Source organism: Microbulbifer maximicatervae (SeqCode) (genome assembly GCF_052468095.1).
The window spans coordinates 1,049,303-1,074,705 of sequence record NZ_CP174332.1; the positions used below are offsets into that span (position 1 = coordinate 1,049,303).

Below are 25,403 nucleotides of genomic sequence, written 5' to 3' on the forward strand. Positions count from 1 at the left end.
GTGATTATCGAAAGGTGTATTCCTGCTATCTGATAGGGAATTTCAGAGGCTATGGGGGCTGGGGTTTATTAATTTCCCTGGTTAAGTAGGGAAATGCAGCTGGGGGCGGCGTTAGACGTAAGACTTACCCACGTTTAGTAGACACCCTGTATAGTTAGGTTTAGGCCTAACACGGAGGTGTATCATGGGTAAGAAAAGAACTCAGGCGTATACGGAGGAGTTCCGCAGAGAAGCAGTTAAGAGAGCGGAAAAGGCTGGAGCAACAACGGCTTCTGTGGCGCGAGAGCTAGGCGTCAGCGCACAGCAGATCTACAACTGGCGTCGTCAATTTAATCGACTGTCTGATAAGCAGTTCAATAGTTTAGACGGTGTCGACTATTCCAAACAGGAAAGCGCTGAAGTTCGCAAACTCAAGAAGGAGCTGCATGAAGCTCGTCAGGAGGTTGAGTTTCTAAAAAAGGCAGCTGCGTACTTTGCGAACCACCAAGAGTAAAGTACGCATTGATACAAGAGCATGTAGGGTCATTCCCGGTTAGCTTGATGTGTCGGTGTTTAGAAGTCTCAAGATCGGGTTATTATCGATGGCGGGGGCGATTGCCATCTGCTCGCACGATTAGAGAGATACGAACAATCGAGAAAATCCGAGAGACGTTTGTTGAGTTTAAAGGTCGTTATGGCGCGCCTAGAATTGCTTGCGAGCTTCAAGAGTTAGGTGAGCCATGCTCGCGGAACTACGTCGCTAAGCTTATGCAACAGGAACATATTAAAGCGAGAAACGGCAAAGGCTTTCGATATAGTCAGCCCGTAGAGGGGAGCATTAACGTCTCCGCCAACTTACTTAAGCGTTGCTTTGATGTGGATCGACCAAATTGCCGCTGGACCAGTGACATTACGTATATCTGGGTTCTGGATAGGTGGCTATACCTCGCGGTAGTTATGGATCTGTACTCTCGACGTATTGTAGGTTGGGCATTCGACTCGCAGATGACCGATGAATTGACACGTCGAGCATTGAAAATGGCCCTAGAGCGACGACCAATAAAGCCTGGACTGCTAGTTCACTCTGACAGGGGTGTGCAATATCGATCGCAGAAATACCAGGATCTCTTGTCCGAAAGCAAGTGCAAGCCGAGTATGAGTCGCCAGGCTAACTGTTGGGATAATGCGGCAATGGAATCATTCTTTAGCAGGCTAAAAGTCGAGCTGGTCTATGCCGGAACATTCGAAAGCGAAGAGCAAGCAAAATCTGAGGTGTTTGAATACATTGAGATTTTCTACAATAGAGTTCGTAGGCACTCTGCATTGGGCTATGTAAGTCCAGCAGAGTATGAGCGAAAATACGCATAGTTAGAGTGTCTACTTTTTGTGGGCAAGACCAACGTGTCTTTACCACCTAGATAACTCTTTTATTTCTGACCTTTCTGACTGAGCGCTCCATTGCCGAGGATTAGTGGCTGCGTTGCTACAAATCTAGATGGATTCCATCAAAGATCGGGTGGTTCACTTGTAATGATGAGGTATGAGCGCTAGATTTGTAACCAACCAATAAGCAAATAAATAGAAAGAATTTTTTTAATAAAGATTTTTTTGGTATGCTATATCTAATTTTTTCTTTTTTTAGGATAAAATTGTCGGTATGTGTGTGTAATTTGAAGCAACTTACCTCTTCATTTATCTCACCTGTTTGATACCCCAAAGGTACATTTAGGCTCTTGAAGTGATTAGTGTTCAAACTTTATTGTTCCAAAATAAAATTAGTGTTCAAACTTTATTGTGCGAGAACAAATGGGAGATGTTATTCCTTTCAAAAGAAAAACCGCTTGGCAAAAGCACAAGGGCAGCACACTGTGCAGGGAAGGTTTTCATAAATGGAAAGTGGTCACCGAGCGCAAGTTTGACGTAAAGCAGGGAAAGTTGGTTACTGAATATCGTTGTGAACGCTGTGGAAAAACGAAAATTAAACACTTGTAAATTTTCTCTCTCCAAATCCGATATTCATGGGGCAGTTCAATTAATAGTTTGGTAATTTACTCTCCCCTGTTAAGAAAATTGTCAAAACTCAGTGTCTTTAATACGGGTGATTACTGAGAAAAGATATTTTGGGGGCAGCAAATAATGCAACGTTATTGTTGAGTTACGCAGTAACGTTGCATAGGTTTATAAGTAGATTAAGAGACTGATTTAGTTTGCCCTGATAGATAGTCTACTGAACTGTGCCTCTTTAGGTTCAGCACGCCTTGTGTTACTTGCCATGTGATAGCCAGTGCACCGACGATAAACACCACATCACCAATAGTTCGTATCCATCTTAGAGTAACTAGCGTTCCACTTTGCATTAGGGTTTCACTGCGGGCATACCAAAGGCCTTCTGAAGCGCTCGCCATAAACTGGATAATACCGACCGGCAAAAGGCTGGTGAACAACATTAAAGCCAAACCTATATTCATCCACCAGAATGCCGTTTTCATCAATTTCTCGCTAAATATAAACTGGGGACGAATATATCTAAGAACGAGTAAACTAAAGCCCAATGCCAAGAACCCATATACTCCAAACAATGCACCATGGGCATGTGTGGCTGTGGTATTTAAGCCCTGAAGATAATATAACGCTATCGGTGGGTTAATGGTAAAGCCAAGTACGCCTGCTCCTAACATATTCCAGAAAGCAACAGCTACAAAAAACATTAAAGGCCATTTGATTTTCACCATCCAGGGTGCACGATTTTTTAAGCTATAATGATCCCAGGCTTCATAACCCAACAAGATAAGTGGGACCACTTCGAGTGCACTAAATGTGGCCCCTACCGCCATAACGGGTGTTGTCGTCCCTGAGAAATATAGGTGGTGAAAAGTTCCCGGTACACCCCCTAGTAAAAATAATGACGCTGAAGCTAGAGAAGTCACAGTAGCCATGCGTTTAGATACAAGGCCCATATTGAAGAAGATAAATGCAAGCGCAGTTGTAGCAAAAACTTCAAAGAAACCTTCTACCCATAAGTGCACTATCCACCAGCGCCAAAACTCCATGACCGATATGTGTGTGCGCTCGCCATAAAAGAAGCCTGCACCATAAAATAATCCTATGGCAATTACGGAGGCGGCAAACAGGGCTAACAGGTTTTTATCACCCTTTTGCTTTAATACTGGAACAATACCGCGCAGCATTAATGCCAACCATAGTACGATGCCGGCAAATTTACCGATTTGCCATAGTCTACCAAGATCTACAAATTCATATCCTTGATGGCCCAGCCAAAAGCTGAGCTCTGGTGGCAGAGTTTGTGCAATGGCTAGATAATTGCCGACAAATGATCCAATAACGACTGCTATCAATGCCCAAAACAATATATCAACACCAAGTTTTTGGAACTTAGGATCTTTACCACCGTTGATGATTGGAGCAAGAAATAGCCCGGCAGCTAAAAATCCTGTAGCTATCCAAAATAGAGCAGCCTGTATATGCCAGGTGCGTACCAGGCTGTATGGAAACCACTCCGATGTCTCTATCCCATAGAATCCTTGTCCTTCGACAGTATAGTGGGCAGTAAAACCACCTAAAAAAACTTGGAAAGTAAATAGTCCTACTATAGCTAGTAAGTATTTTCCAAGAGCTTTCTGTGAGGGAGTTAATTTGAAGGTGCTGATTGGATCTTGCTTGGGGGCAGTAGGGTGTTTGTCTTCTGTGCGTAGGAACGCCCATGCCCAAACTAGGGCGCCAATGCCGGCAATCAATAAGACCACGCTAATAATAGACCAAATAATATTTTCGCTAGTTGGCTTGTTGTCAATTAATGGTTCGTGGGGCCAATTGTTAGTGTAGGTTGCGCCACCTGTTGAACGCTCGGTTGAAGCTACCCAGGATGTCCAAAAGAAGAACTCAGTAAGTCGTGCTCGTCGATCCGCATCGGGCAGTGTAACCTCTTTCATTGCGTAATTTGCGCGGGTTGACTGTAATGCGGGGTCACCTCCAAAAAGTGCATCATAATATCTTGCGGTTTGCTCTATAGATGTGACTCTTCGCTTAGATAAAGTGGCAATTCTAGATTCTCTGCTATAGGTGTTGGTTCTATAATCTAATTTAAGGTCATACAGAAGTTTGTGTTTTTCTCTTTTGGATAAAGATTCATATGGGAGACCAAATTCCTCTTTTGCCGCTATTGATAACCAATTAATTAGCTCTCGATGTAACCAGTCAGCGGTCCAGTCTGGGGCTTGATAGGCACCATGCCCCCAAATAGATCCCAGTTGCATTCCTCCAACGGATTGCCAAGAAGTTTGACCATCTAAAATTTTATCTTTAGTGGTCAGTATTTTGCCATTTTCTGAGACAAAGGCGTCAGGTATCGGAGGTGCCTTCCGATATATTTCACTGCCAAAATATCCGAGTATTGAAAAGGTTACAGTTAAAACGCCGATCAATGTCCACCAAAGAGATTTGTAAGTTCTCATCAGAGTTATCCTTGCCAATATAAATTGGCTTTTTTAGCAATATGCTATTTAAACTATTAATTTTCGTATATCTCCCTAGGCTGCTTGTAAAACAAAACATCGTAAACATCGGGTATCTCTAATTTTTTGGAGTGGATCTATGATGCCTGATTGATTGTTAATAGGTTTTAAGCCTGACTTTTCGCGTTCTTGCTTAGCTGTGAACTCATGGGGTTGACCTCCAGTAGAGGCGTTAACTTGCAACAGAAAAAACATAAACTCTCCTTTTCCTTGTGTTGCTTGAATAAATCAAATTGAGAATGGGCTTCTCAAAATAATGTTTGGTCGTGTAATACATTGAATTTTTAGGCGACCGATACCTTGTATTTGGGTAATGAAAAATGGCCAATAATCGTTGTTAACCTGCAGCTCCTGGGTAGAGTTCTCGTAAGCGAATATATCGATGTTCACTTCTCGGTCTCTTAAATTAATTAGCGGCCTTAAATTCAGGAAAGCAGCCCCTGACTTCAGAGCGCTTTCGCTCGAAATTCCTCTAATAGCTTTTGGGCCAGTCATAAATAGCACATTCGGCTGTAACCGTAGCCTAAGGGCTAGGTTGAACGAGCATTTGAGACTGAGCATTCTCTACCCCTTTATCTATACATGTATATGAGATGCATCTTTTGCGTGGCAATTTACACCTAAATTCCAATGATGTAAACTAGATGCATCTTTAAATTTTCAAGGGATGAAAATTCTTGGCTTCACAATGAGGGACTTTGCCAATGAAGATCACGCAATTTACCGACTACTCTTTGCGAGTGTTGATGTACCTTGCTATACAGGATCGAGAGTTAGTAACCATCAGAGAAGTTGCTGAGCGCTACCAAATATCTAAAAACCACCTAATGAAGGTGGTACAAGAGTTGAATCTCAAAGGCTACTTGATTGCAACCCGGGGTAAGTATGGTGGCATTCGGCTAAGCCGAGCTCCTGAAGACATTAATGTTGGAGAGCTAGTTCGATTATTGGAGCAAGATACCGTGTTAGTAGAATGCTTTGGGACAAATAATCAATGTGTCATAACTCCTGCGTGTAGGTTGAAGAAAATGTTCGCCGAGGCTATGGAAAGTTTTTTTATTTGTTTGGAGCAATACACCTTGGAAGACCTGGTATCCGGCCCGAGTCAGACTGACCTTATCAATATACTAGCTTTTCCTGCGAAAATTGAGAGGGCGCAGCAAGGTCCCTAGGTTAGGCTTATCTTATATTTGCTTGAGGGAGAAAAAGTACAGTTTTCCATTCAAAGCCTGGAAGATTCATACTCTAGGGCCTTTATTACATAAGGGGCTTTGTATCCCGCCAGATGAAAAGCCTATCTTCAATTTCCTCTCACCCTATATCAGGTAGCCACTCAATGCACGTTGGTCTGACTTTTAGGTTTTAGGGGGTATTGGGAGTGCTTCCTAGAGTAGGGAAATACTCAGCACAAATTTATTGCTCCTGCTCAAGCGTAATGCCTTTATCTGGGAGATGGTTGCTGAATATCGTTATGAGTGCCGTAGTAAAACGAAAGCGAGGATTGTGCCAATTTTGTCTTATAGGAACCAGTTTAATTGGGAGTCGGCTTCCCTGCCTGCCTCAGTAGTGCGAGTATCGAAGTACAATGACACCCGCACTATACTGATTAGCAACTAAAAATAAGCAGCGAATTAATAACGATAGTAGCGACCGCGATAACGATAGTAATCTCTGCGCTTTCTTTCCCTATCATAGAGGTAGCCTGCACCGGCACCAATAACCGCACCTGCGGCAGTGCCACCAGGGCGCCCGCCACTGATCAAGGCACCTGTTACTGCGCCTATACCGACACCGGTGCCGATTCGGCGGTCGGTATCACTCATATTGGCGCAGCCCGTACCTCCAAGGCTTGCAGTCAATACTGCGGCCAAGCTGAGATATTTGATAGCTTTGATACGCATAGACACCTCTGTTACTGGAAGGTTGAGGTATAAAGAATCGGCGCAGGCCGACTATTTCGGAGCCAGTGTAGAGTCCGCATGCACTGGCAACAAATCCAAATTGGGAGTTTCATTCCCTTTTTTTGTCGATATTTAGGTGGTTGTTAAGGTGTTCGAAAAACAAGACTTGGTAGAACTGGCTCGACTCAAAATGCCATTTGGAAAATACTCGGGCCGGGTTTTAATAGATTTGCCTGAGGAGTACCTGCTTTGGTTCGCAAAAAAGGGGTTTCCAGAGGGGCGTCTAGGACAGTTAATGGCATTAGCCTTGGAGATAAAAGTAGAGGGATTGCAGGGGCTTATTGATCCTCTGCGCTGACCTTTTAGCAGGTTTTCCCAGTATTGCAATCACCTTGGTCGGTTTGCTCTGCGGGACTTTGACATTAATATAGTAGTGCCTAGGTGTGCTTTGCGGAGCGAAGCCCAAGAAAAAGCGGGCCGTAATGGAGACTGGACTGACCCGGAAATAGGCCCACAGCGGGTAACCACTGGTCTGAATGATTTCAGCGAGGTAGTAGCGGGAGTAGAGCCAGTCAGCTTAAAAGAGGGAGCGGTCGAAACGAATTCGGCCGCCACTCTTTTAAATTATTCTAAACTCAGTTCTCACCGACTAATACCCGCCGGCAATATTTTGTGAGAGAGTTGCCCGACTCGAAAGTCGGACGCAGCTATCTACTAACTAACTGATTAGAGTGGGATTCGGATAACAACACCACCCATAGTGTGGCCCAGCTCAAAGTCAGTGCGCGGGCTGTCTACGTGATCGTTGTGACAGCTCACACAAGCAGGTGAAACACCTACATCCGCATATACTGCAGTGAAGTACTCGGTATCACCTAGTTTTTCGCGGCCGTAAAAGTTTTTCCCTGGGTTGTCGATTACGTACTGCAAGCCCTCTTTTTCCATCTCAGTGCGCGGTTTGTTTTGCTTGTTGATTGGCCACAGGGAGAGCAGGGCATAGTTAAAGCCAGACTCATTTTCGGCAACACGCTCAGCTCCCATACGCATCATCTGCGCGGGGAGTGGTAGCAATTTCTTATCTTGCCAATGCTCATCAGCGTCAAGGATTTTTTCCTCGTTCTGCAGGCGGTTTACAACCTTGTTGGTGTAGTTGGCCCTGTCTGCCTCGATAACGGCAAAGATGGCATCCGCCATTCGCTCCGGAGCAACTCCCTGGTTTTTCTCACAGCCGGTGAGCAGTGCCAGTCCAGCGATAATACAAGCGGCAATACGCATATTTTCCCCTCCTATTGGGATTGATTTTGCATGTTTTTGCTTTTGGTAATCCTTGCAATACGCTCGCGGATCAGCTCGAATGTTTCATGCTTCTCTGCGGGTTTATGCTTGAAATTATTGTTAATCAGAGTTTTGTCAGCCAGGGCAGCAAGGGAGAATTCGGCTCCATGACAGCTCAGGCAAACGGGCATCATTTTTTCATTGGGGCGAAGGTTATGATTTTGATTATGGTTAACTACAACCTGTTCGCCATGGGTTTCCCGTGGTAAATGGCAGCTGGCACAGCTTACGCCACCCTCTGGGTTTGAATTCCAGGTATCGAAGTGAGGGGACTCTTTGTAAGAGAGACTGTGCTCATCACTGTGGCAACCCAGGCAAGCCTCTACAGCGGCAAATTGCAGATTTACTTCATGGGGCCCGTGACAACTGACACAGCTCAATTCATCCGTTGCGCTGGTATTCATGGGAAGGCGGGCCTGTTGCGGGGAGATGGCACCGACCTGCTGGATAAAGCCTTCTTCCAGCTTGTTGGACATGCGCATTCCATGTTTTCCTTGAGTGAAGGATTCTTTTTGATCGCTGTGGCAACTAGCACATTGCTCGACAATCTCAACGCTACTGAATTGCATTTGCCCATCGACGTGACAGCTGCTGCAGTTCACCTCTGTTTGTGCGTGAATACTCTGTGCCCAGACCGTTGCGATTTCTGCAGTCTGGCTAGAGCTGCTAATGTCTGCTTCGCTAACTTTTAAAGGGGCTTTATCTGAATGCTCATTTAGCCAGGACTGAACTGCTGTACGAGCGGGAAGCTTTGCAGTTTCCAATAGATCAGGTTGATCAACATGGGCGATAAGGAAGTCTTCATAGAGGGAGCCATTATCGTGATAGTTGTGGCAGCCCGCACTTGCGCAGGTTTCAAATCCCAGGTCTTTGTGACTACTGCGCTCTTCGGCAATATCGCTGTGGCAGTGAAAGCAAAAGTCGCCCGCCAGGGTTACTCCCATCTCTCCGGTGATTTGTGGTTTGTGCTCAGTGTGACAACTTACACATAGCCGGGCGTCAAGAGTCTCCAGAAGTACAGCATTGCGCGGATCTAAAAATTTCTGCCGGGGGTGTGAGTCGTCTACAAGCTCCAGTTCTTCCGCATGGCAATTCAGGCAAGCTTGCTGAACAGCATCCTCACCGGCAAAGCCATCGGTATGGCAGGAAGTACAAGCCAGCTCAATTTGATGGTGACCGTGCGTGGCATCTCCACTGATAAATAGAGATTTATCGTCAACGTTAAGGTTGTATGCCACCGCAGAGCCGATAGCCAGCGTTAGCAATACACCGTAATGCCAGAATTTAAATTGATATGATTTCATCTAGAAGTAATAAACCGCAAAAATATGGTAGGCGAGAAGGACCGGTAAGGCCCAGAGCAGGGCATAGTGAACTCGGGACCACCATTTTCGGTGTTCGCGAAGTTTCAGGTCAGTCCAATGGTGGTTGCGCGCCATAAAAACGCCGACGAGAGAACCAGTTGCGGTTGCAGTTAGAAATACCAGCATCAATGCTAAATTCAGGTTTTCACCAAGGCGGAAGCCTGAATGTACAGCGAGTGCAAGTAGAGCGATTAAACCTGTAACGCTGTGTGCATAGCGCCAGTGATCGACATGCCCAAGGCTAAGTTTATTCCAACGTTTCCTGATACTGAGAGCGGCAGTAAACAGGCACATAGCGAGAATGGTATAGCCCGTAACCTGCTTCCAAAAATTGTCGTACCAGAGCTTTTCCCAAAAAAGTGCAGTCTGCACTGAGGAGGAAACTGGAGCTGGCGGCATCAGGAAAGCCAGGGCTATCAGGATTAATGACAGAACAGAAGTTATCAATATCCCCTTGGAGTGTCGCATTACCAAGTTGGGAGCTGGCACATCCAGAAGCTCAGCCATTAGCGGGCGGCAACTACCGCAAACAGACCCGGCTGTTGTCGCTTGTTGCAATTCGTTTAAATTGCGCTTCCCAGCGGAAATAGCCTTGCATAATTCCCCTTTGGTGACAGAGTTGCACTGGCAGACCAGATAACTATCGGGAAAATCTTTAATGCTATTGCCGCTTTTTTTGGCAAAAACTCGCCCTTCGCTTTCAAAGTCTTTCAGTGTGCGCAGAGAGATTTTTTGCTCCTGTGCTACGGTCTGGCGTAATTCATTGGCTTCATCCCAGCTGCCAATATAAATGGCCCCAACGATGTATTCGCCTTTGATAAATAAGCGTCTATAGATCCCCTTAAAGCGATTGCGATAGACATGGCTCTCAACGCCCTCTTGCTGATTGAGGTTTTCCGGGGTTACCTCTCCCATTATTCCGCAGGGAATATGGGCAATTTTCAGCTGAATATCGGTATAAGTGCCGGAGTAGGGCTGCGAGAGAGATTTACCGCTATGGTTGCGACGAATATGTGAGCAGCAGCTTTCAGCTTGTTCATAGCCCGGTCGGACCAATTGGTAGACTTTCTTGTCAAACTCAGCGCACTCGCCTACGGCGTAAATATCCGGGTCGGAAGTTTGCATCCATTCATTGACTACGATTCCGCGTTTAGTTGAAAGTCCGCTCTGTTCGGCCAGGCTAATTTCCGGCTTAATCCCTGTGCACAACACGATAGCGTCGACGGGAATTTTTTCGCCACTTTCAAAAGTGAGTAGGCGCTTGCTATCGCTCTCTTCAATGGATGTTAGGGAGTCCGAAATTTTTAACTCTACACCCAGTGCAGTGAGTGCGGACTTTAGGAACTCCTCTCCTTCTTCACCCAGGAGCCCGCTGAGTAAGTGTCCTCTGGATTGTAAAGTGATGTTGTTTTTAGGTGTTTTTAACGCGGTTGCAGCTTCAAGGCCCAGAGCACCAGCACCGATAACACAGATGTCTGCATTCTGCTCCCTTAGCTCAAGTAAATCATTGGTGTTACGCAGACTTCGAAAAGGGTAAACACCAGGCAGGTCCGCACCCGGAATCTTCGGAATAATAGGATTTGATCCAGTCGCTATTATTAGTTTGGAATAAGGCTGTATATTCCCTGCAGCATCGGTGACTGTTTTTTGGGAGCGATCGATAGAGACTATTTCACGGTCAATATATTCTGCCAGGCGGTGGTCACTTTGACTGAGAATAGGGTTATCAAGCTCCTCCAACTCTACATGGCTTGATAGATATTGAGAAAGTTTAACCCGGTTGTAGGGAGACTCTGTTTCTGCCCCATAGATAACAATTTGAGCTTCATCACAGAATTCTAATAATTTTTGTGCGCAACGCACGCCCACCGGACCAGTACCGATAATTACATAAATTGGGTAGCTGTTATCATTAGTGTGGATGCCGCTTGGTAATTGCTCGACAAGTGTGTCGTCTAGCTCAGTCATACCTCCCCCCGACTGCTTTGATTTTCTATTAGTCTTTGTATTTTTAATTTGTCTGCCAGATGGCTTGCTAATTTTCTTAGACTAATATCCCACTCTTTAGTGTTTTTTTGAATTCTAATCCCTATATGTTTAAACAAAATTAAATAAACGTCTAGTGCCGATTAGAGCATGACGATAGAGAATTGGGTGTAAAGTAAGGTCAGGTCGGAAAATAAGGCTGGATTTAACTGGCGTGCACAGTTTTTTCTGAGGGCTAAATGTATCTTGCCCAAATTCGGTGCTTATATTTAATTTGATTGTGAAAAATTGGCGGGGGGAGGGGAGTGCTTTCCAGTTACTCTGTGACCGCTGAGCGGCCAAAAAATATGCGGCCCCGTCCTTGTGGGCTGCGGACTGTAAAATAGTATGCCTATTGTAAAGATTTGTTTCTTGTCGGCATTCCTAGGTTAAATATCTCACTACTCCTGATAAAAAAACTAAACGTTGCTTTTAGGAGGGTTGGTAAAGGACGTAGAGTTCTTTTTCTTCTAGGGCAGTACGGCGAGTTAGCGCTTCACCGATTTTCTGATAATCCATTTTGAAATCGCGAACCATTTCAGGAGTGAAGGCTTCGTGGTTATAGCGTTTGCAAAATTGCACAACAGCATTTGCAATTTCATTCATATCGGTGCGGAAATCTTTAACTACTTGCAGTGTGTGGGCATCGCCAGCCAGTGCTTGCTCCAGGTATACGTAAAAACGTACATTTTCTTTGATTAGATGGGCCTGGAAGCCAGATTTAAATTGAGTCAGTAGCTGCGACAACTGGCGGTAGTTCTGCTTCTCATAACCCTCTGACCACATGCGCTGAAAAATACTGATCAGAGTGCGGTGATCGTCTTCAAGGGCTTTGATTAGAGTGGGATCGTAAGAGATTGTGCGGGCACCTTTAGCTCCTGCATAAGAGCTGCGAGTATATTTTTCCTCAAGATCCGCCGCGTCTTCTGTTTTGTTACTTCGGAACATTCCAGAAATAAAACTAAGCATGAATTTAGTCTCAGTAAATTTAAAGGTTTGTTATTAGGTCTGATAGCGCCGCGAAGTTGGGGGTAACTTAAAGAAAGCAAAGCTGTTTGGGTCCCGGCGGGCGTGGCGGATTTTACATTGGATGACAGTTGGTTTAACTGTTATGGAAGGGGCGAGTAAAGCAAAATTTCCAAAGTGGGACTTGTGTCACATTTCAGACCTTTGCTTTTTAATTTTTATCGAAATGTAGTTGATTATCGCCAGTGGAATCAAAATAAATTCAAATATTCAATTAATAAAAAACCCGGCATAGCCGGGTTTTTTTGATTGCTTGAGCTTAGCGCTGCTCGAGCGGTACATAATCGCGCTGCGGGTAGCCGGTATACAGCTGGCGAGGACGACCAATTTTGTACGGATTGGAAATCATTTCATTCCAGTGTGCAATCCAGCCTGAAGTACGGCCGGTGGCGAAAATTACGGTGAACATATCGGTGGGGATACCGATAGCCTTCATAATAATGCCGGAGTAGAAATCTACGTTCGGGTAGAGCTTCTTCTCTACGAAGTAATCGTCCTCAAGGGCGATTTTCTCCAGCTTCTTGGCGATCTTCAGCAGAGGATCATTTTCTGCTCCCATGGCACCCAGAACTTCATCACAGATGCCCTGCATTACGCGGGAGCGTGGATCGAAGTTCTTGTAGACGCGGTGACCAAAGCCCATCAGGCGGAAGGGGTCATTCTTATCTTTGGCGCGCTTCACGAATTCGTCGATACGGCTTTCGTCGCCAATTTCCTGCAGCATGTTCAATACCGCTTCATTGGCACCGCCGTGAGCGGGTCCCCACAAAGTGGCAATGCCGGAAGAAATACAGGCGAACGGATTGGCACCAGAAGAGCCAGCCAGGCGAACAGTGGAGGTGGACGCATTCTGCTCGTGGTCTGCGTGTAGCAGGAAGATGATGTCCATTGCCTTGGCGACAACCGGGTCTATCTTGCTGGGCTCGCAGGGGTTGCCAAACATCATGTGCAGGAAGTTCTCGGAATAGCTGCGGCTATTGTCCGGGTACATGAAGGGCATGCCCTGGGAGTGCTTGTAGCACATCGCTGCCAGGGTTGGCATCTTGGCAATCAGGCGGTGGGCGGAAATCTCGCGGTGCTCCGGATTAGTGATATCCAGGGAGTCGTGATAGAAGGAAGCGAGGGCACCGACTACGCCACACATCATCGCCATTGGGTGGGCATCGTAACGGAAGCCTTTAAAGAAGCTCACCAGGGATTCGTGAACCATGGTGTGAGACATAATGGTGTCTACATACTTCTTCTTTTCTTCTGCGTTGGGCAGTTCGCCATTCATCAGCAGATAGCAGGTTTCCAGGTAATCGGATTTTTCTGCCAGTTGCTCGATGGGGTAGCCGCGGTGCAGCAGTTGGCCCTTGCCGCCATCAATAAAGGTGATCTTGGAATCACATGAGGCGGTAGATACGAAGCCCGGGTCGTAAGTAAATAAGCCTTTACTGGTCAGACCGCCGACATCAATAACATCGGGGCCGAGGGTGCCGGAGCGAACTGGCATCTCAAGGGCGCCGTCGATACCATCGACTGTGAGGTGCGCTTTTTTATCGGACATTGCGGACTCCTAAAAATGTTCTTATGCCGGCCTTTTCCCGCTGTTTTCGGGAGCTAGCGGCCTTTTGAGCGGGGCCAAACTTAAGTGCCGCGCCGCAAATTGTCAAACCAAAAGGAATGGACGACCAGTCTATTGGCGACAGGATATCCGGTTCCGCTCCATACTCGTAGAGTATTTGTCTAGATAATGCACAGGAAAGTCTGAGGAAATCCCGCGATTCCCGATTTACTGCGCGATACTGGTGGGAACCCGGCGTAATCGCAGGCGTTCGTTGTGTTTTGACTAGTGAATGCCTATAATCCGCGCGGCTTGCGCCATGGTACGGCTACTTTGTATAAGGCTTCATCAGGTCGAGTGCAAAGTAATCAGCAAGCAGCTCGTCCCTCCATTGAAAAGCTAACGGGCGCCCGGTCGTTCAGGGCAACAAGGTGTTTTTCCTGTGAACAAAAACAGACCTGTCAATTTAGACATTTCCACTATAAAGCTTCCCGCTACCGCTGTGGTTTCCATTTTGCATCGTATTTCCGGTGTAGTGCTCTTCGTTGTTGTTGCACTACTACTGTGGATGCTCGATGTCAGTTTGGAATCCGAGCAGGGATTCGCCGAAATTGCAGCGGTATTTAACAGTATCCCTGCCAAGCTCATTCTCTGGGCATCGCTGGCGGCACTTATTTACCACATTCTGGCAGGTGTTCGTCATCTGTTTATGGATATGGGAGTAGGTGAAAGTCTCGAAGGCGGCCGTCGCAGCGCTGTGTCAGTGCTGGTGCTGGCTGTAATCCTTATTCTTCTGGCGGGAGTATGGTTGTGGTAAAAACAGTAACAAGCTTTGGCCGTAGCGGTACTTTCGATTGGCTCTACCAGAGAGTCACTGCGGTAATATTGCTCGCCTATACCCTCTTTATAGTGGGTTTTATCTTTTTTAGTAAAGACTTCGGCTACCAGGCCTGGTCCGAACTGTTCGCCCAGCGCTGGATGCGTGTTTTCAGCCTGGTTGCCTTGCTGTCCACCATTATTCACGCCTGGATTGGCCTCTGGTCCGTGGTAACTGACTACATCACCAACCGGATGATGGGCGGTAAAGCCACTGTTCTGCGCTTGTTCGTAGAAGTGATTCTGGCTGCCGTTGCCGTGTTGTACGCGGTGTGGGGCATTGAAATTCTTTGGGGTGTATAAGCAATGGCGAACATGCGTACTATTTCATTTGACGGGATTGTAATTGGTGGAGGCGGTGCCGGTATGCGCGCTGCCCTGCAGATGGCCCAGTCCGGCTATAAAACTGCGGTTATTACCAAGGTATTCCCGACTCGTTCTCACACAGTATCTGCCCAGGGTGGCATTACCTGTGCAATTGCCAGTTCAGATCCCAACGACGATTGGCGCTGGCACATGTACGATACCGTTAAGGGTTCCGACTATATCGGTGACCAGGACGCTATTGAATATATGTGTTCCGTAGGTCCCGAAGCGGTATTTGAGTTGGAGCACATGGGCCTGCCTTTCTCCCGTACTGAGGAAGGTCGTATTTATCAGCGCCCCTTTGGCGGTCAGTCTAAAGATTTCGGCCGCGGTGGCCAGGCTGCACGTACTTGTGCTGCTGCTGACCGTACCGGCCATGCACTGCTACACACCCTCTATCAAAACAACGTTAAGCACAAAACCGAATTCCTGAATGAATGGTTTGCGATTGACCTGGTGAAGAACCAGGACGGTGCTGTTGTGGGTGTGATCGCCATGTGCATCGAAGATGGCGAAGTGGTTTATATCAAATCCAAAGCGACTGTATTCGCTACCGGCGGTGCCGGTCGTATCTTCGCTTCCACCACCAACGCACACATCAATACCGGTGACGGTGTCGGTATGGCCCTGCGTGCTGGCATGCCGGTCCAGGATATTGAGATGTGGCAGTTCCACCCCACTGGCATTTACGGTGCCGGTGTACTCGTGACCGAAGGTTGTCGCGGTGAGGGTGGCTACCTGATCAATAAAGATGGTGAGCGTTTTATGGAGCGCTATGCGCCCAACGCCAAAGACCTCGCTTCCCGCGACGTTGTGGCTCGCTCTATGGTTCTCGAGATTCTCGACGGCCGCGGCTGTGGCCCGGAAGGCGATCACGTATTCCTGAAGCTTGATCACCTGGGTGAAGAGCTGCTCAACAGCCGTCTGCCCGGTATCTGTGAGCTGTCCAAGACCTTCGCCCATGCCGACCCAGTTAAGGTGCCGATCCCGGTAGTACCTACCTGTCACTATATGATGGGTGGTATTCCCACCAACGTTCACGGTCAGGCTCTGACCCAGGACGCTGCGGGTAACGACCAGATTGTTGATGGCTTCTACGCCTGTGGCGAAGTTGCCTGTGTGTCCGTACACGGAGCCAACCGCTTAGGCGGTAACTCCCTGCTGGACCTGGTGGTATTCGGTCGCGCTTCCGGCCTGTTTATTGAGAAGTCCCTGCGCGAAGGTATCGAGCACCGCGAAGCTTCCGAGTCTGATCTCGAAGCCGCTATGGCTCGCTTGAATCACCTGGAAACCAATGAGAAGGGTGAGAAGGCTGCCGACCTGCGCAAAGAGCTGCAGGGCGTGATGCAGAACCACTTCGGCGTATTCCGTCGCGGCGACTTTATGGCCGAAGGTGTGAAGAAGCTTGCAGATCTGCGCGAGCGTATTGAAAATGTGCGCCTCGAAGACAAGAGCCGCGCGTTTAACACCGCCCGTGTTGAAGCGCTGGAGCTGCAAAACTTACTGGAAGTTGCCGAGGCCACTGCAGTTGCTGCAGAGACCCGTACTGAGAGCCGCGGTGCTCACGCCCGTGAGGACTTCCAGGAGCGCGATGATGAAAACTGGCTGTGCCACTCTATGTATTTCCCCGCGGAAAAACGTGTTGGCAAGCGTGCAGTAAACTTCGCGCCTAACACTATGGAAGCCTTTGAACCGAAAGCTCGGACTTACTGATTCGGGAGCGGAATAGAGTATGTTGAAAGTAAGCATTTACCGTTACAACCCGGAAACCGACAAAGCGCCTTATATGCAGGACTATGAACTGGACACCAAGGGCAAGGACCTGATGGTGTTGGACGTTCTGGAACTGCTGAAAGCCGAAGACCAGACCTTGTCTTTCCGTCGTTCCTGCCGTGAGGGCGTTTGTGGCTCCGACGGTATGAACATTTCCGGTCGCAATGGTCTGGCGTGCACTACGCCACTGTCTGAAGCTGCCCCCAAGGGTAAACTGGTTCTGCGTCCGCTGCCGGGCCTGCCTGTTATCCGCGACCTGGTTGTGGATATGGAGCAGTTCTACGAGCAGTACAAGAAGATTGAACCGTACCTGCAAAACGATACCCCGGCTCCGGCCATCGAGCGTCTGCAGTCTCCGGAAGATCGCGAAAAGCTTGACGGTCTGTACGAGTGTATCCTGTGCGCCTGCTGTTCCACTTCCTGTCCGTCTTTCTGGTGGAATCCGGACAAGTTTATCGGCCCAGCTGGTTTGTTGCAGGCTTACCGCTTCCTGGCAGATAGCCGCGACCTGGCTACTGATGAGCGCCTGTCAAATCTGGATGACCCCTTCAGCGTATTCCGTTGTCACGGTATTCAAAACTGTGTCAATGTTTGCCCGAAAGGACTGAATCCGACGCGCGCGATCGGCCATATCCGCAATATGCTGCTGACCCGCGCCGTGTAGGGGATGCTGCGGCCGGTTATCGGCCCGCTGGGGTTCGCGCTCTGCGAACCCGGTGCCAGGTAGGGCGCCAAGCAAACGACAAAAAGCCGGTTCTAACCGGTAAAAAACTGAAAAGGGGAGGTGGCTTTGTGCGCCTCCCCTTTTGTGAGTGAAAGGAAAGCGCAGTGGCTCAAGAGAAGATAAGCACACTGCAATTGAGGTAGGCATCAACATGCACGAAAGTACCATGGAGCAGCTGTGGCGTAGCTCCCATATCTCCGGGGGCAATGCTGCCTACGTGGAGGAGCTTTACGAGACCTATCTGCACGACCCCAACGGTGTCCCCGAGGAGTGGCGCAATTATTTCGATAGCCTCCCCCGCGTTGAGGGCAGCAGCGATGTTTCCCACGCCGCTGTTCGCCAGCACTTTGAGCTGCTCAGCAAACACCGCGCGCGTCCGGTGGCCGCTCCCGGTGCGGCCGGCTCTGCCAATATTGAGCACGAGCGCAAGCAGATTAAAGTTCTGCAACTGATCGATTCCTACCGCCATCGCGGCCATAAAAAAGCGACCCTCGACCCCCTGGGCTTGATGGCTCGCGAACAAGTGCCCGACCTGCAACTGAGCTACCACGGCCTGACTGAGGGTGATTTCGATACCACCTTCAATACCGGTAGCCTGTTCCTCGGTAAAGAAGAGGCGACCCTGCGTGAAATCGTCGAGGGTTTGGAGAATACCTACTGTGGCAATCTGGGTGCGGAGATCATGCATCTCTCCAACCTGGAAGAGCAGCAGTGGTTCCAGCAGCGCCTTGAGCGCAGCCAGTCTAAAGCCAACTTCGGCACCGACATCCAGATTGAAATCCTGCAGCGCCTTTCCGCCGCTGAAGGCCTGGAGCGCCACCTGGACTCCAAGTACCCCGGCACCAAGCGCTTCGGTGTAGAGGGTGGTGAGAGCCTGATCCCGATGATGGACGCTCTGATCCGTCGCTCCGGCACCTACGGGGTGAAGGAAGTGGTGATCGGTATGGCCCACCGCGGCCGCCTGAATACCCTGGTCAATATCCTCGGTAAAAACCCTGCGGATCTGTTCCAGGAGTTTGAAGGCAAGAAGACCCTCGATACTTCCGGTGACGTGAAATACCACCAGGGCTTCTCCTCTAACGTGATGACTCCCGGTGGTGAAGTGCATCTGGCCCTGGCCTTTAACCCGTCGCACCTGGAAATCAGTGCGCCCGTGGTAGTGGGTTCCGTGCGCGCCCGCCAGGATCGCCGCAAAGATGCGACCGGTGAGAAAGTAATGCCGATCAACATCCATGGTGACGCGGCTTTTGCCGGCCAGGGTGTGGTGCAGGAAACCCTGCAGATGTCCCAGACCCGCGGTTACTACACCGGCGGTACTGTGCACATCGTACTGAACAACCAGGTGGGCTTTACCACCAGCAAGCGTGAAGATGCCCGCTCCACCGAGTACTCCACCGATCCCGCTAAGATGATCGATGCGCCGGTGCTGCACGTGAATGGCGACGATCCGGAAATGGTCGTATTGGCCGCGCTGCTGGCGGTGGACTACCGCTACGAATTTAAGAAAGATATCGTTATCGACCTGGTCTGCTACCGTCGTCGCGGCCACAACGAGACCGATGACCCCTCTGGTACCCAGCCGCTGATGTACCAGACTATCCGCAAGCACAAGACTACCCGCACGCTCTATTCCGAGAAGCTGGTGGGCGAGGGCATCCTGGACAAGGTTGCCGCAGACAAGCTGGCCAACGACTACCGCGACAAACTGGATGCCGGTGAAGACGTTGCTACCGGTCTTGTGAAGAAGCCGGACTCCTCCATGTTTGTTGACTGGAGCCCCTACCTGGGCCACGACTGGCAGGTGCCTGCAGATACCGGCTATGCGCTGCCGAAGCTGCAGGATGTCGCTACTCGCATGACCAACGTGCCCGATGGCGTGGTAATGCAGCGCCAGGTCTCCAAAATTTATGAAGACCGCCGCAAAATGGCCGGTGGCGCCCTGCCTCTGAACTGGGGCATGGCGGAAACTTTGGCTTACGGCACTCTGCTGGAAGAGGGCTTTATGGTCCGCTTTACCGGTGAAGACGTGGGTCGCGGTACCTTCTCCCACCGTCACGCGGTGGTTCACAGCCAGAAAGACGGTCAGAGCTATGTGCCTTTGCAGCATATGTTTGAAGACCAGCCGCCTTTCTATATCTACGACTCGCTGCTGTCCGAAGAGGCGGTGTTGGCGTTTGAATACGGCTACGCCACCACAACACCAAAGTCCCTGGTGGTGTGGGAAGCCCAGTTTGGTGACTTCGCCAACGGTGCCCAGGTTGTGATCGACCAGTTCATCACTTCCGGTGAGCATAAGTGGGGCCGTATGTGCGGCCTGGTAATGCTGTTGCCGCACGGCTATGAAGGCCAGGGCCCAGAGCACTCCTCTGCACGCCTTGAGCGCTTTATGCAGCTGTGTGCGGAGCACAATATCCAGGTGTGTAACGCCACTACCCCGGCACAGATCTTCCATCTGCTGCGTCGCCAGGCGGTGCGCCCCATGCGCCGTCCTCTGGTGATTATGAGTCCAAAGTGGATTCTGCGTCACAAGCTGGCCACTTCCAGCCTGGAAGAGCTGGCAGAAGGTCGCTTCCACAACGTGATCCAGGACCAGGGCGTAGATCCAGACAAAGTGAAGCGTGTGGTTCTGTGTTCCGGCAAGGTTTACTACCACCTGCTGGAAGCCCGTATGGAGCGCGAACAGGAAGATGTGGCGTTCGTGCGAATCGAGCAGCTGTACCCATTCCCGGACGAAGAGTTTGTGGAAGCGGTTTCCGCATTCAAGAAGATCAAGAGTGTTGCCTGGTGTCAGGAGGAGCCCATGAACCAGGGCGCCTGGTACTCCAGCCAGCACCACTTGCGTCGCCTGTTGTCGGAAACCCATCCGAAGCTGGATCTGGAATATGTGGGCCGCGCCCCATCCGCAGCACCTGCGGCGGGCTATATGTCCACGCACCTTGAAGAACAGAATAAGTTCATCAACGAGGCGCTGACCGTCAAATAACCGGCGGCAGTAATAAGTGAAGAGTCAATCTCAGGAAACAGAAAAAATGACGATCGAGATTAAAGCGCCAACTTTCCCTGAATCAGTTCAGGACGGAACTGTCGCCACCTGGCATAAACAACCTGGTGAAGCTGTGTCCCGCGATGAACTGATCGTGGATATCGAAACCGATAAAGTTGTGCTGGAAGTTGTTGCACCTGCCGATGGTGCCCTGACTGAAATCATCAAGGGTGAGGGCGATACCGTTCTCTCCAATGAAGTGATTGCCAAGTTTGAAGCGGGCGCTGGCGCAGCTGCTGCCCCGGCGGAAGAAAAAGCAGAAGCTCCGGCTGCCGAAGCCGCAGCTCCTGCGGCTGGCGACAAAATTGCTATGCCATCTGCCAAGAAAATGGCTGCTGAGAAGGGCGTAGACCTGGCCGGTGTTGAAGGCACTGGCAAGGGTGGCCGCGTTCTTAAGGAAGACGTAATGAAAGCGGGCACTGCGCCGGCTGCCGCTGCTGCACCTGCCGCCGCTGTTGCTGAAGTTGCGGTTGCTCCGGGTGAGCGCGTAGAGAAGCGTGTTCCCATGACCCGTATGCGCAAGCGTATCGCTGAGCGCCTGCTGGATGCTTCCCAGTCCACCGCCATGCTCACCACCTTTAACGAGGTGAACATGAAGCCGATTATGGACCTGCGCAAGAACTATAAAGACCTGTTCGAGAAGACCCACAACGGCACTCGCCTGGGCTTTATGGGCTTCTTCGTAAAAGCTGCAGTAGAAGCGCTGAAGCGCTACACCGCAGTGAATGCGTCTATCGACGGCAACGATATCGTTTACCACGGTTACCAGGATATCGGTGTAGCGGTTTCCTCGCCGAAAGGCCTGGTTGTGCCGATTCTGCGCAATGCGGAGAACATGGGCCTGGCGGATATGGAAAACAATATCCGCGATCTGGGTGTTCGCGCCCGCGATGGCAAACTGTCTATCGAAGAGATGACTGGCGGTACCTTCACCATCACCAACGGTGGTGTATTCGGTTCCCTGCTGTCCACTCCGATTTTGAACCCACCGCAAACTGCAATTCTGGGTATGCACAAAATCCAGGAGCGCCCGATGGCGGTAAATGGCAAGGTGGAAATCCTGCCGATGATGTACCTGGCGCTGTCCTATGACCACCGTCTGATCGACGGTAAGGAAGCAGTTGGCTTCCTGGTAGCGATCAAGGAAATGATCGAAGATCCAGCGCGTATCTTGCTCGAAGTTTAAACAATAAATCTTGGGGCCTGCGGGCCCCCTCGATCACACTGCATTAGAAATATCTGGAACTGATCATGTCCGAAAAATTTGACGTAATCGTAATTGGCTCCGGTCCTGGTGGTTATGTCGCTGCCATCCGTGCCGCTCAGTTGGGCTTGAAAACGGCTTGTATCGAAAAGTGGAAAAACAAGGAAGGTAAATACGTAAATGGCGGTACCTGCCTGAACGTTGGCTGTATTCCTTCCAAGGCACTGCTGGACAGCTCCTGGAAATACCACGAAGCCAAAGATGCTCTCGACGTGCACGGCATTGAAGTCGGCAAGGTCAAAATGGATGTGAGCAAGATGATCGAGCGCAAAGGCGAGATCGTTAAGAAGCTGACCGGTGGTGTAGCAGGTCTGTTCACCGCCAATAAAGTAACCTCCATTTTCGGCACCGGCAAATTGCTGGCGAACAAGAAAGTGGAAGTAACCGACGACGAAGGCAACAGCACCGTCTACGAAGCTGAAAACGTCATTCTGGCTTCCGGTTCTGTACCGGTAAATATTCCGCCCGCTCCGGTAGACAACAAAATTATTGTCGATTCCACTGGTGCTCTGGAATTCACTGAAACTCCAAAGCGTTTGGGTGTTATCGGTGCCGGTGTTATCGGTCTGGAGCTGGGTTCTGTATGGAACCGCCTGGGCTCCGAAGTGGTTGTTCTTGAAGCGATGGACAAGTTCCTGGCGATCATGGACCAACAGGTTGCCAAAGAGTCCCAGAAGATCTTCAAGAAGCAGGGCCTGGATATCCGCCTCGCTTGCCGCGTAACCGGCTCCGAAGTGAAAGGCGAAGAAGTGGTTGTTACTTACCAGGACAAAGATGGTAAAGAGCACCAGGAAACTTTCGACAAGCTGATCGTTTGCGTTGGTCGTCGCCCTTACACCGAAGGCCTTCTGTCTGAAGATGCCGGTGTGAAGATGGACGAGCGTGGATTCATCTATGTCAACGACCTGTGCATGACTTCTGCACCGGGCGTATGGGCGATTGGTGACGTGGTACGCGGCCCAATGCTGGCACACAAGGCCTCAGAAGAAGGTGTTGTGGTTGCCGAGCGCATTGCTGGCCAGAAGCCGATGATGAACTACGACGTGATCCCCAACGTTATTTACACTCACCCGGAAATCGCTGCGGTTGGTCGCACCGAAGAGCAGGTGAAGGCCGATGGCGAGCCCTACAACGTAGGCAGCTTCCCGTTTGCTATCAACGGCCGCGCTATGGCCGCCAACGATACCCAGGGCTTTGTGAAAATCATTGCTCACGCGGAAACTGACCGCGTACTGGGTGCCCATATTGTTGGCCCGTCTGCCGCAGACTTGGTTCAGCAAGTGGCGATCGCGATGGAATTCGGCTCCAGTGCTGAAGACATCGGTATGACGGTATTTGCGCACCCGACTCTTTCCGAAACTGTGAAAGAAGCGGCGCTGGGCGTGAACGGCCATGCGATTCACACCGTAAATCGCAAGAAGCGCAAGTAAGAATATTTTTCGATTTCGGGGCACTAATTATTGATTAATTAGCGCCCCGGTTTCATTTGTGGAATTTGAAATTTGCAACGACGGAAATTTTAAATTTCTCTTTCAGGTGCAGAGTGATCTGCAATTAGTAAACACATTTTATATGTGAATTGGTATTGACTATGAACTTGCATGAGTATCAGGGCAAACAACTGTTTGCGGAATACGGATTGCCGGTTTCCAAAGGCATTGCAGCGGAAACCCCGGCAGCGGCAGCAGCAGCGGCTGACGAAATTGGCGGTGATAAGTGGGTAGTAAAGGCCCAGGTACACGCTGGTGGCCGCGGTAAGGCTGGCGGTGTAAAGCTGGTAGATTCCAAGGCAGAGATTGAAGAGTTTGCCAAGAAGTGGCTGGGCGAGCGTCTGGTAACTTATCAAACAGACGAAAATGGCCAGCCGGTTTCCCGTATCCTGGTTGAAAGCTGCACTGACATCGACCAAGAACTGTACCTTGGCGCCGTTGTTGACCGCTCCACCCGTCGTATCGTTTTCATGGCTTCCACCGAAGGCGGCGTTGAGATCGAGAAAGTAGCGGAAGAGACCCCAGAAAAAATCCTGAAAGCCACCATCGATCCACTGGTAGGCGCTCAGCCTTACCAAGCGCGCGAGCTGGCTTTCAAACTGGGCCTGAACCCGACTCAGGTTAAGCAGTTCACCAAGATCTTCCTCGGCCTGGCAAAAATGTTCCAGGAAAAAGATCTGGCCCTGCTGGAAATCAACCCGCTGGTAATCACCACCGAAGGCAACCTGCACTGCCTGGACGCCAAAGTGGTAATCGACAGCAACGCGCTGTACCGCCACGCTGACCTGCGCGAAATGCACGATCCTTCCCAGGAAGATTCCCGTGAAGCGCACGCTGCCAAGTTCGACCTGAACTACGTAGCTCTCGACGGCAACATCGGCTGCATGGTAAACGGTGCTGGTCTGGCCATGGGTACCATGGACATCGTAAACCTGCACGGCGGCAAGCCAGCTAACTTCCTGGACGTTGGCGGCGGCGCGACCAAAGAGCGCGTTGTTGAAGCGTTCAAGATCATCCTGTCTGACGAGAACGTAAAAGCCGTACTGATCAACATCTTCGGTGGTATCGTTCGCTGTGACATGATCGCCGAAGGCGTTGTGGGCGCAGTAAAAGAAGTTGGCGTTAAAGTACCGGTTGTTGTACGCCTGGAAGGTAACAACGCAGATCTGGGCGCCAAGGTTCTGAGCGACAGTGGCCTGAACATTATCGCGGCTACCAGTCTGACCGATGCGGCTCAGCAAGTGGTTAAAGCTGCGGAGGGTAAATAATCATGTCAGTATTGATTAACAAAGACACTAAAGTAATCTGCCAGGGCTTCACCGGCTCCCAGGGTACTTTCCACTCCGAGCAAGCGATTGCTTACGGCACCAAGATGGTTGGTGGTGTAACTCCGGGTAAAGGCGGCCAGACTCACCTGGGCCTGCCAGTATTCGACACCGTTAAAGAAGCGGTAGAGAAGACCGGCGCTGAAGCTTCCGTAATCTACGTACCTGCGCCTTTCTGTAAGGATTCCATCCTGGAAGCGGCCAACGCTGGTATCAAGCTGATTGTTTGTATCACCGAAGGTATTCCGACTCTGGATATGCTCGACGCTAAAGTGAAGTGCGACGAGCTGGGCGTGCGCCTGATCGGCCCGAACTGCCCGGGTGTTATCACTCCGGGTGAGTGCAAGATCGGTATTATGCCAGGTCACATCCACAAGCCGGGTAAAGTGGGCATCGTTTCCCGTTCCGGTACCCTGACCTATGAAGCGGTTAAGCAAACCACCGACTACGGCTTCGGCCAGTCCACCTGTGTGGGCATCGGTGGCGACCCCATCCCGGGTTCCAACTTCATCGATATCCTGGAAATGTTCCAGAACGATCCGCAGACCGAAGCAATCGTTATGATCGGTGAGATCGGTGGCACTGCTGAAGAAGAGGCAGCTGCTTACATCAAGGAAAATGTTACCAAGCCTGTAGTTTCCTACATCGCTGGTGTAACTGCTCCTCCCGGCAAGCGTATGGGTCACGCGGGCGCGATCATCTCTGGTGGTAAAGGCACCGCCGATGAGAAATTTGCTGCTCTGGAAGACGCTGGTGTTAAAACCGTGCGCTCCCTGGCTCAGATCGGCGACGCTCTGAAGGAAATTACTGGCTGGTAAGTAATTGCCAACTTTT

The 25,403-nt window shown here is 49.9% G+C and carries 21 protein-coding genes; 14 read left to right on the forward strand and 7 right to left on the reverse strand.

Annotation, left to right across the window (positions count from 1 at the left end; genetic code table 11):
- Positions 1–184: 184 nt before the first annotated feature.
- The 3 genes from ACJJIL_RS04545 to ACJJIL_RS04555 all read left to right on the forward strand — a co-directional run bounded on the left by ACJJIL_RS04545 (position 185) and on the right by ACJJIL_RS04555 (position 1,971).
- On the forward strand, positions 185–493 hold the full coding sequence (locus ACJJIL_RS04545; protein ID WP_282933834.1) for a transposase: 309 nt from the start codon (positions 185–187) through the stop codon (positions 491–493).
- A gap of 8 nt (positions 494–501) precedes the next feature.
- On the forward strand, positions 502–1,347 hold the full coding sequence (locus ACJJIL_RS04550; RefSeq protein ID WP_282933833.1) for an IS3 family transposase: 846 nt from the start codon (positions 502–504) through the stop codon (positions 1,345–1,347).
- A 438-nt stretch (positions 1,348–1,785) separates the two neighbouring features.
- Positions 1,786–1,971 carry a hypothetical protein gene (locus tag ACJJIL_RS04555; protein WP_413662993.1) on the forward strand — a complete coding sequence of 62 codons (186 nt, stop codon included), beginning with the start codon at positions 1,786–1,788 and terminating at the stop codon, positions 1,969–1,971.
- A gap of 197 nt (positions 1,972–2,168) precedes the next feature.
- On the opposite strand, the gene ACJJIL_RS04560 is transcribed toward ACJJIL_RS04555, so the two are convergent.
- The gene (locus tag ACJJIL_RS04560; protein WP_445361286.1) at positions 2,169–4,451 is read right to left on the reverse strand and encodes a nitric-oxide reductase large subunit; all 2,283 of its coding nucleotides are present in this window, start codon (positions 4,449–4,451) and stop codon (positions 2,169–2,171) included.
- A 764-nt stretch (positions 4,452–5,215) separates the two neighbouring features.
- On the opposite strand from ACJJIL_RS04560, the gene ACJJIL_RS04565 reads away from it, so the two are divergent.
- The gene (locus ACJJIL_RS04565) at positions 5,216–5,683 is read left to right on the forward strand and encodes an RrF2 family transcriptional regulator (protein ID WP_413662991.1); all 468 of its coding nucleotides are present in this window, start codon (positions 5,216–5,218) and stop codon (positions 5,681–5,683) included.
- A gap of 459 nt (positions 5,684–6,142) precedes the next feature.
- Here ACJJIL_RS04565 and ACJJIL_RS04570 read toward each other — a convergent pair whose 3' ends face one another.
- Positions 6,143–6,412, reverse strand: a complete 270-nt coding sequence (locus ACJJIL_RS04570) for a YMGG-like glycine zipper-containing protein (protein ID WP_108734168.1) — start codon at positions 6,410–6,412, stop codon at positions 6,143–6,145.
- Between the two features lie 148 nt (positions 6,413–6,560).
- On the opposite strand from ACJJIL_RS04570, the gene ACJJIL_RS04575 reads away from it, so the two are divergent.
- Complete coding sequence (locus ACJJIL_RS04575) at positions 6,561–6,770, forward strand: DUF3820 family protein (protein ID WP_282933831.1); 210 nt, start codon at positions 6,561–6,563, stop codon at positions 6,768–6,770.
- A 368-nt stretch (positions 6,771–7,138) separates the two neighbouring features.
- On the opposite strand, the gene ACJJIL_RS04580 is transcribed toward ACJJIL_RS04575, so the two are convergent.
- From ACJJIL_RS04580 to gltA, 5 genes are all read right to left on the reverse strand, one after another.
- On the reverse strand, positions 7,139–7,687 hold the full coding sequence (locus tag ACJJIL_RS04580; RefSeq protein WP_282933830.1) for a Tll0287-like domain-containing protein: 549 nt from the start codon (positions 7,685–7,687) through the stop codon (positions 7,139–7,141).
- 11 nt (positions 7,688–7,698) lie between these two features.
- Positions 7,699–9,051, reverse strand: a complete 1,353-nt coding sequence (locus ACJJIL_RS04585; RefSeq protein ID WP_413662990.1) for a cytochrome c3 family protein — start codon at positions 9,049–9,051, stop codon at positions 7,699–7,701.
- Positions 9,052–11,079 carry an FAD-dependent oxidoreductase gene (locus ACJJIL_RS04590; protein ID WP_444958438.1) on the reverse strand — a complete coding sequence of 676 codons (2,028 nt, stop codon included), beginning with the start codon at positions 11,077–11,079 and terminating at the stop codon, positions 9,052–9,054.
- Between the two features lie 489 nt (positions 11,080–11,568).
- Positions 11,569–12,105 carry a hemerythrin domain-containing protein gene (locus ACJJIL_RS04595; protein WP_413662988.1) on the reverse strand — a complete coding sequence of 179 codons (537 nt, stop codon included), beginning with the start codon at positions 12,103–12,105 and terminating at the stop codon, positions 11,569–11,571.
- 316 nt (positions 12,106–12,421) lie between these two features.
- Positions 12,422–13,711, reverse strand: a complete 1,290-nt coding sequence (gene gltA / locus ACJJIL_RS04600; protein ID WP_413662987.1) for a citrate synthase — start codon at positions 13,709–13,711, stop codon at positions 12,422–12,424.
- 439 nt (positions 13,712–14,150) lie between these two features.
- On the opposite strand from gltA, the gene sdhC reads away from it, so the two are divergent.
- From sdhC to sucD, 9 genes are all read left to right on the forward strand, one after another.
- Positions 14,151–14,525, forward strand: coding sequence for a succinate dehydrogenase, cytochrome b556 subunit (sdhC, locus tag ACJJIL_RS04605; protein ID WP_282933825.1), 375 nt, complete (start codon positions 14,151–14,153; stop codon positions 14,523–14,525).
- On the forward strand, positions 14,519–14,887 hold the full coding sequence (gene sdhD, locus ACJJIL_RS04610; protein ID WP_282933824.1) for a succinate dehydrogenase, hydrophobic membrane anchor protein: 369 nt from the start codon (positions 14,519–14,521) through the stop codon (positions 14,885–14,887). Before sdhC ends, sdhD begins: the two co-directional genes overlap by 7 nt.
- Positions 14,888–14,890: 3 nt before the next feature.
- On the forward strand, positions 14,891–16,663 hold the full coding sequence (gene sdhA / locus ACJJIL_RS04615) for a succinate dehydrogenase flavoprotein subunit (RefSeq protein WP_444925646.1): 1,773 nt from the start codon (positions 14,891–14,893) through the stop codon (positions 16,661–16,663).
- Between the two features lie 19 nt (positions 16,664–16,682).
- Entirely contained in the window at positions 16,683–17,387 is a 705-nt protein-coding gene (locus ACJJIL_RS04620; RefSeq protein ID WP_282933822.1) for a succinate dehydrogenase iron-sulfur subunit, read from the forward strand.
- Between the two features lie 211 nt (positions 17,388–17,598).
- Complete coding sequence (locus ACJJIL_RS04625) at positions 17,599–20,430, forward strand: 2-oxoglutarate dehydrogenase E1 component (RefSeq protein WP_282933821.1); 2,832 nt, start codon at positions 17,599–17,601, stop codon at positions 20,428–20,430.
- 46 nt (positions 20,431–20,476) lie between these two features.
- Positions 20,477–21,676, forward strand: a complete 1,200-nt coding sequence (odhB, locus tag ACJJIL_RS04630; protein WP_282933820.1) for a 2-oxoglutarate dehydrogenase complex dihydrolipoyllysine-residue succinyltransferase — start codon at positions 20,477–20,479, stop codon at positions 21,674–21,676.
- A gap of 65 nt (positions 21,677–21,741) precedes the next feature.
- Positions 21,742–23,184: a dihydrolipoyl dehydrogenase gene (gene lpdA, locus ACJJIL_RS04635; protein ID WP_020412682.1), complete on the forward strand. Its 1,443-nt coding sequence runs from the start codon at positions 21,742–21,744 to the stop codon at positions 23,182–23,184.
- A 161-nt stretch (positions 23,185–23,345) separates the two neighbouring features.
- Complete coding sequence (gene sucC / locus ACJJIL_RS04640; protein WP_282933818.1) at positions 23,346–24,512, forward strand: ADP-forming succinate--CoA ligase subunit beta; 1,167 nt, start codon at positions 23,346–23,348, stop codon at positions 24,510–24,512.
- Positions 24,513–24,514: 2 nt separating this feature from the next.
- Positions 24,515–25,387 carry a succinate--CoA ligase subunit alpha gene (gene sucD, locus ACJJIL_RS04645; RefSeq protein WP_108734154.1) on the forward strand — a complete coding sequence of 291 codons (873 nt, stop codon included), beginning with the start codon at positions 24,515–24,517 and terminating at the stop codon, positions 25,385–25,387.
- The last annotated feature ends 16 nt before the right edge of the window (positions 25,388–25,403 follow it).

What these genes read in the sequence shown, in the direction of transcription:
- ACJJIL_RS04545 (WP_282933834.1), top strand. Translation starts at nt 185, where the DNA reads ATGGGTAAGAAAAGAACTCAGGCGTATACGGAGGAGTTCCGCAGAGAA.
- ACJJIL_RS04555 (WP_413662993.1), top strand. Translation starts at nt 1,786, where the DNA reads ATGGGAGATGTTATTCCTTTCAAAAGAAAAACCGCTTGGCAAAAGCAC.
- ACJJIL_RS04560 (WP_445361286.1), bottom strand. Translation starts at nt 4,451, where the DNA reads ATGAGAACTTACAAATCTCTTTGGTGGACATTGATCGGCGTTTTAACT.
- ACJJIL_RS04565 (WP_413662991.1), top strand. Translation starts at nt 5,216, where the DNA reads ATGAAGATCACGCAATTTACCGACTACTCTTTGCGAGTGTTGATGTAC.
- ACJJIL_RS04570 (WP_108734168.1), bottom strand. Translation starts at nt 6,412, where the DNA reads ATGCGTATCAAAGCTATCAAATATCTCAGCTTGGCCGCAGTATTGACT.
- ACJJIL_RS04580 (WP_282933830.1), bottom strand. Translation starts at nt 7,687, where the DNA reads ATGCGTATTGCCGCTTGTATTATCGCTGGACTGGCACTGCTCACCGGC.
- ACJJIL_RS04585 (WP_413662990.1), bottom strand. Translation starts at nt 9,051, where the DNA reads ATGAAATCATATCAATTTAAATTCTGGCATTACGGTGTATTGCTAACG.
- ACJJIL_RS04590 (WP_444958438.1), bottom strand. Translation starts at nt 11,079, where the DNA reads ATGACTGAGCTAGACGACACACTTGTCGAGCAATTACCAAGCGGCATC.
- ACJJIL_RS04595 (WP_413662988.1), bottom strand. Translation starts at nt 12,105, where the DNA reads ATGCTTAGTTTTATTTCTGGAATGTTCCGAAGTAACAAAACAGAAGAC.
- gltA (WP_413662987.1), bottom strand. Translation starts at nt 13,711, where the DNA reads ATGTCCGATAAAAAAGCGCACCTCACAGTCGATGGTATCGACGGCGCC.
- sdhA (WP_444925646.1), top strand. Translation starts at nt 14,891, where the DNA reads ATGGCGAACATGCGTACTATTTCATTTGACGGGATTGTAATTGGTGGA.
- ACJJIL_RS04620 (WP_282933822.1), top strand. Translation starts at nt 16,683, where the DNA reads ATGTTGAAAGTAAGCATTTACCGTTACAACCCGGAAACCGACAAAGCG.
- ACJJIL_RS04625 (WP_282933821.1), top strand. Translation starts at nt 17,599, where the DNA reads ATGCACGAAAGTACCATGGAGCAGCTGTGGCGTAGCTCCCATATCTCC.
- odhB (WP_282933820.1), top strand. Translation starts at nt 20,477, where the DNA reads ATGACGATCGAGATTAAAGCGCCAACTTTCCCTGAATCAGTTCAGGAC.
- lpdA (WP_020412682.1), top strand. Translation starts at nt 21,742, where the DNA reads ATGTCCGAAAAATTTGACGTAATCGTAATTGGCTCCGGTCCTGGTGGT.
- sucC (WP_282933818.1), top strand. Translation starts at nt 23,346, where the DNA reads ATGAACTTGCATGAGTATCAGGGCAAACAACTGTTTGCGGAATACGGA.
- sucD (WP_108734154.1), top strand. Translation starts at nt 24,515, where the DNA reads ATGTCAGTATTGATTAACAAAGACACTAAAGTAATCTGCCAGGGCTTC.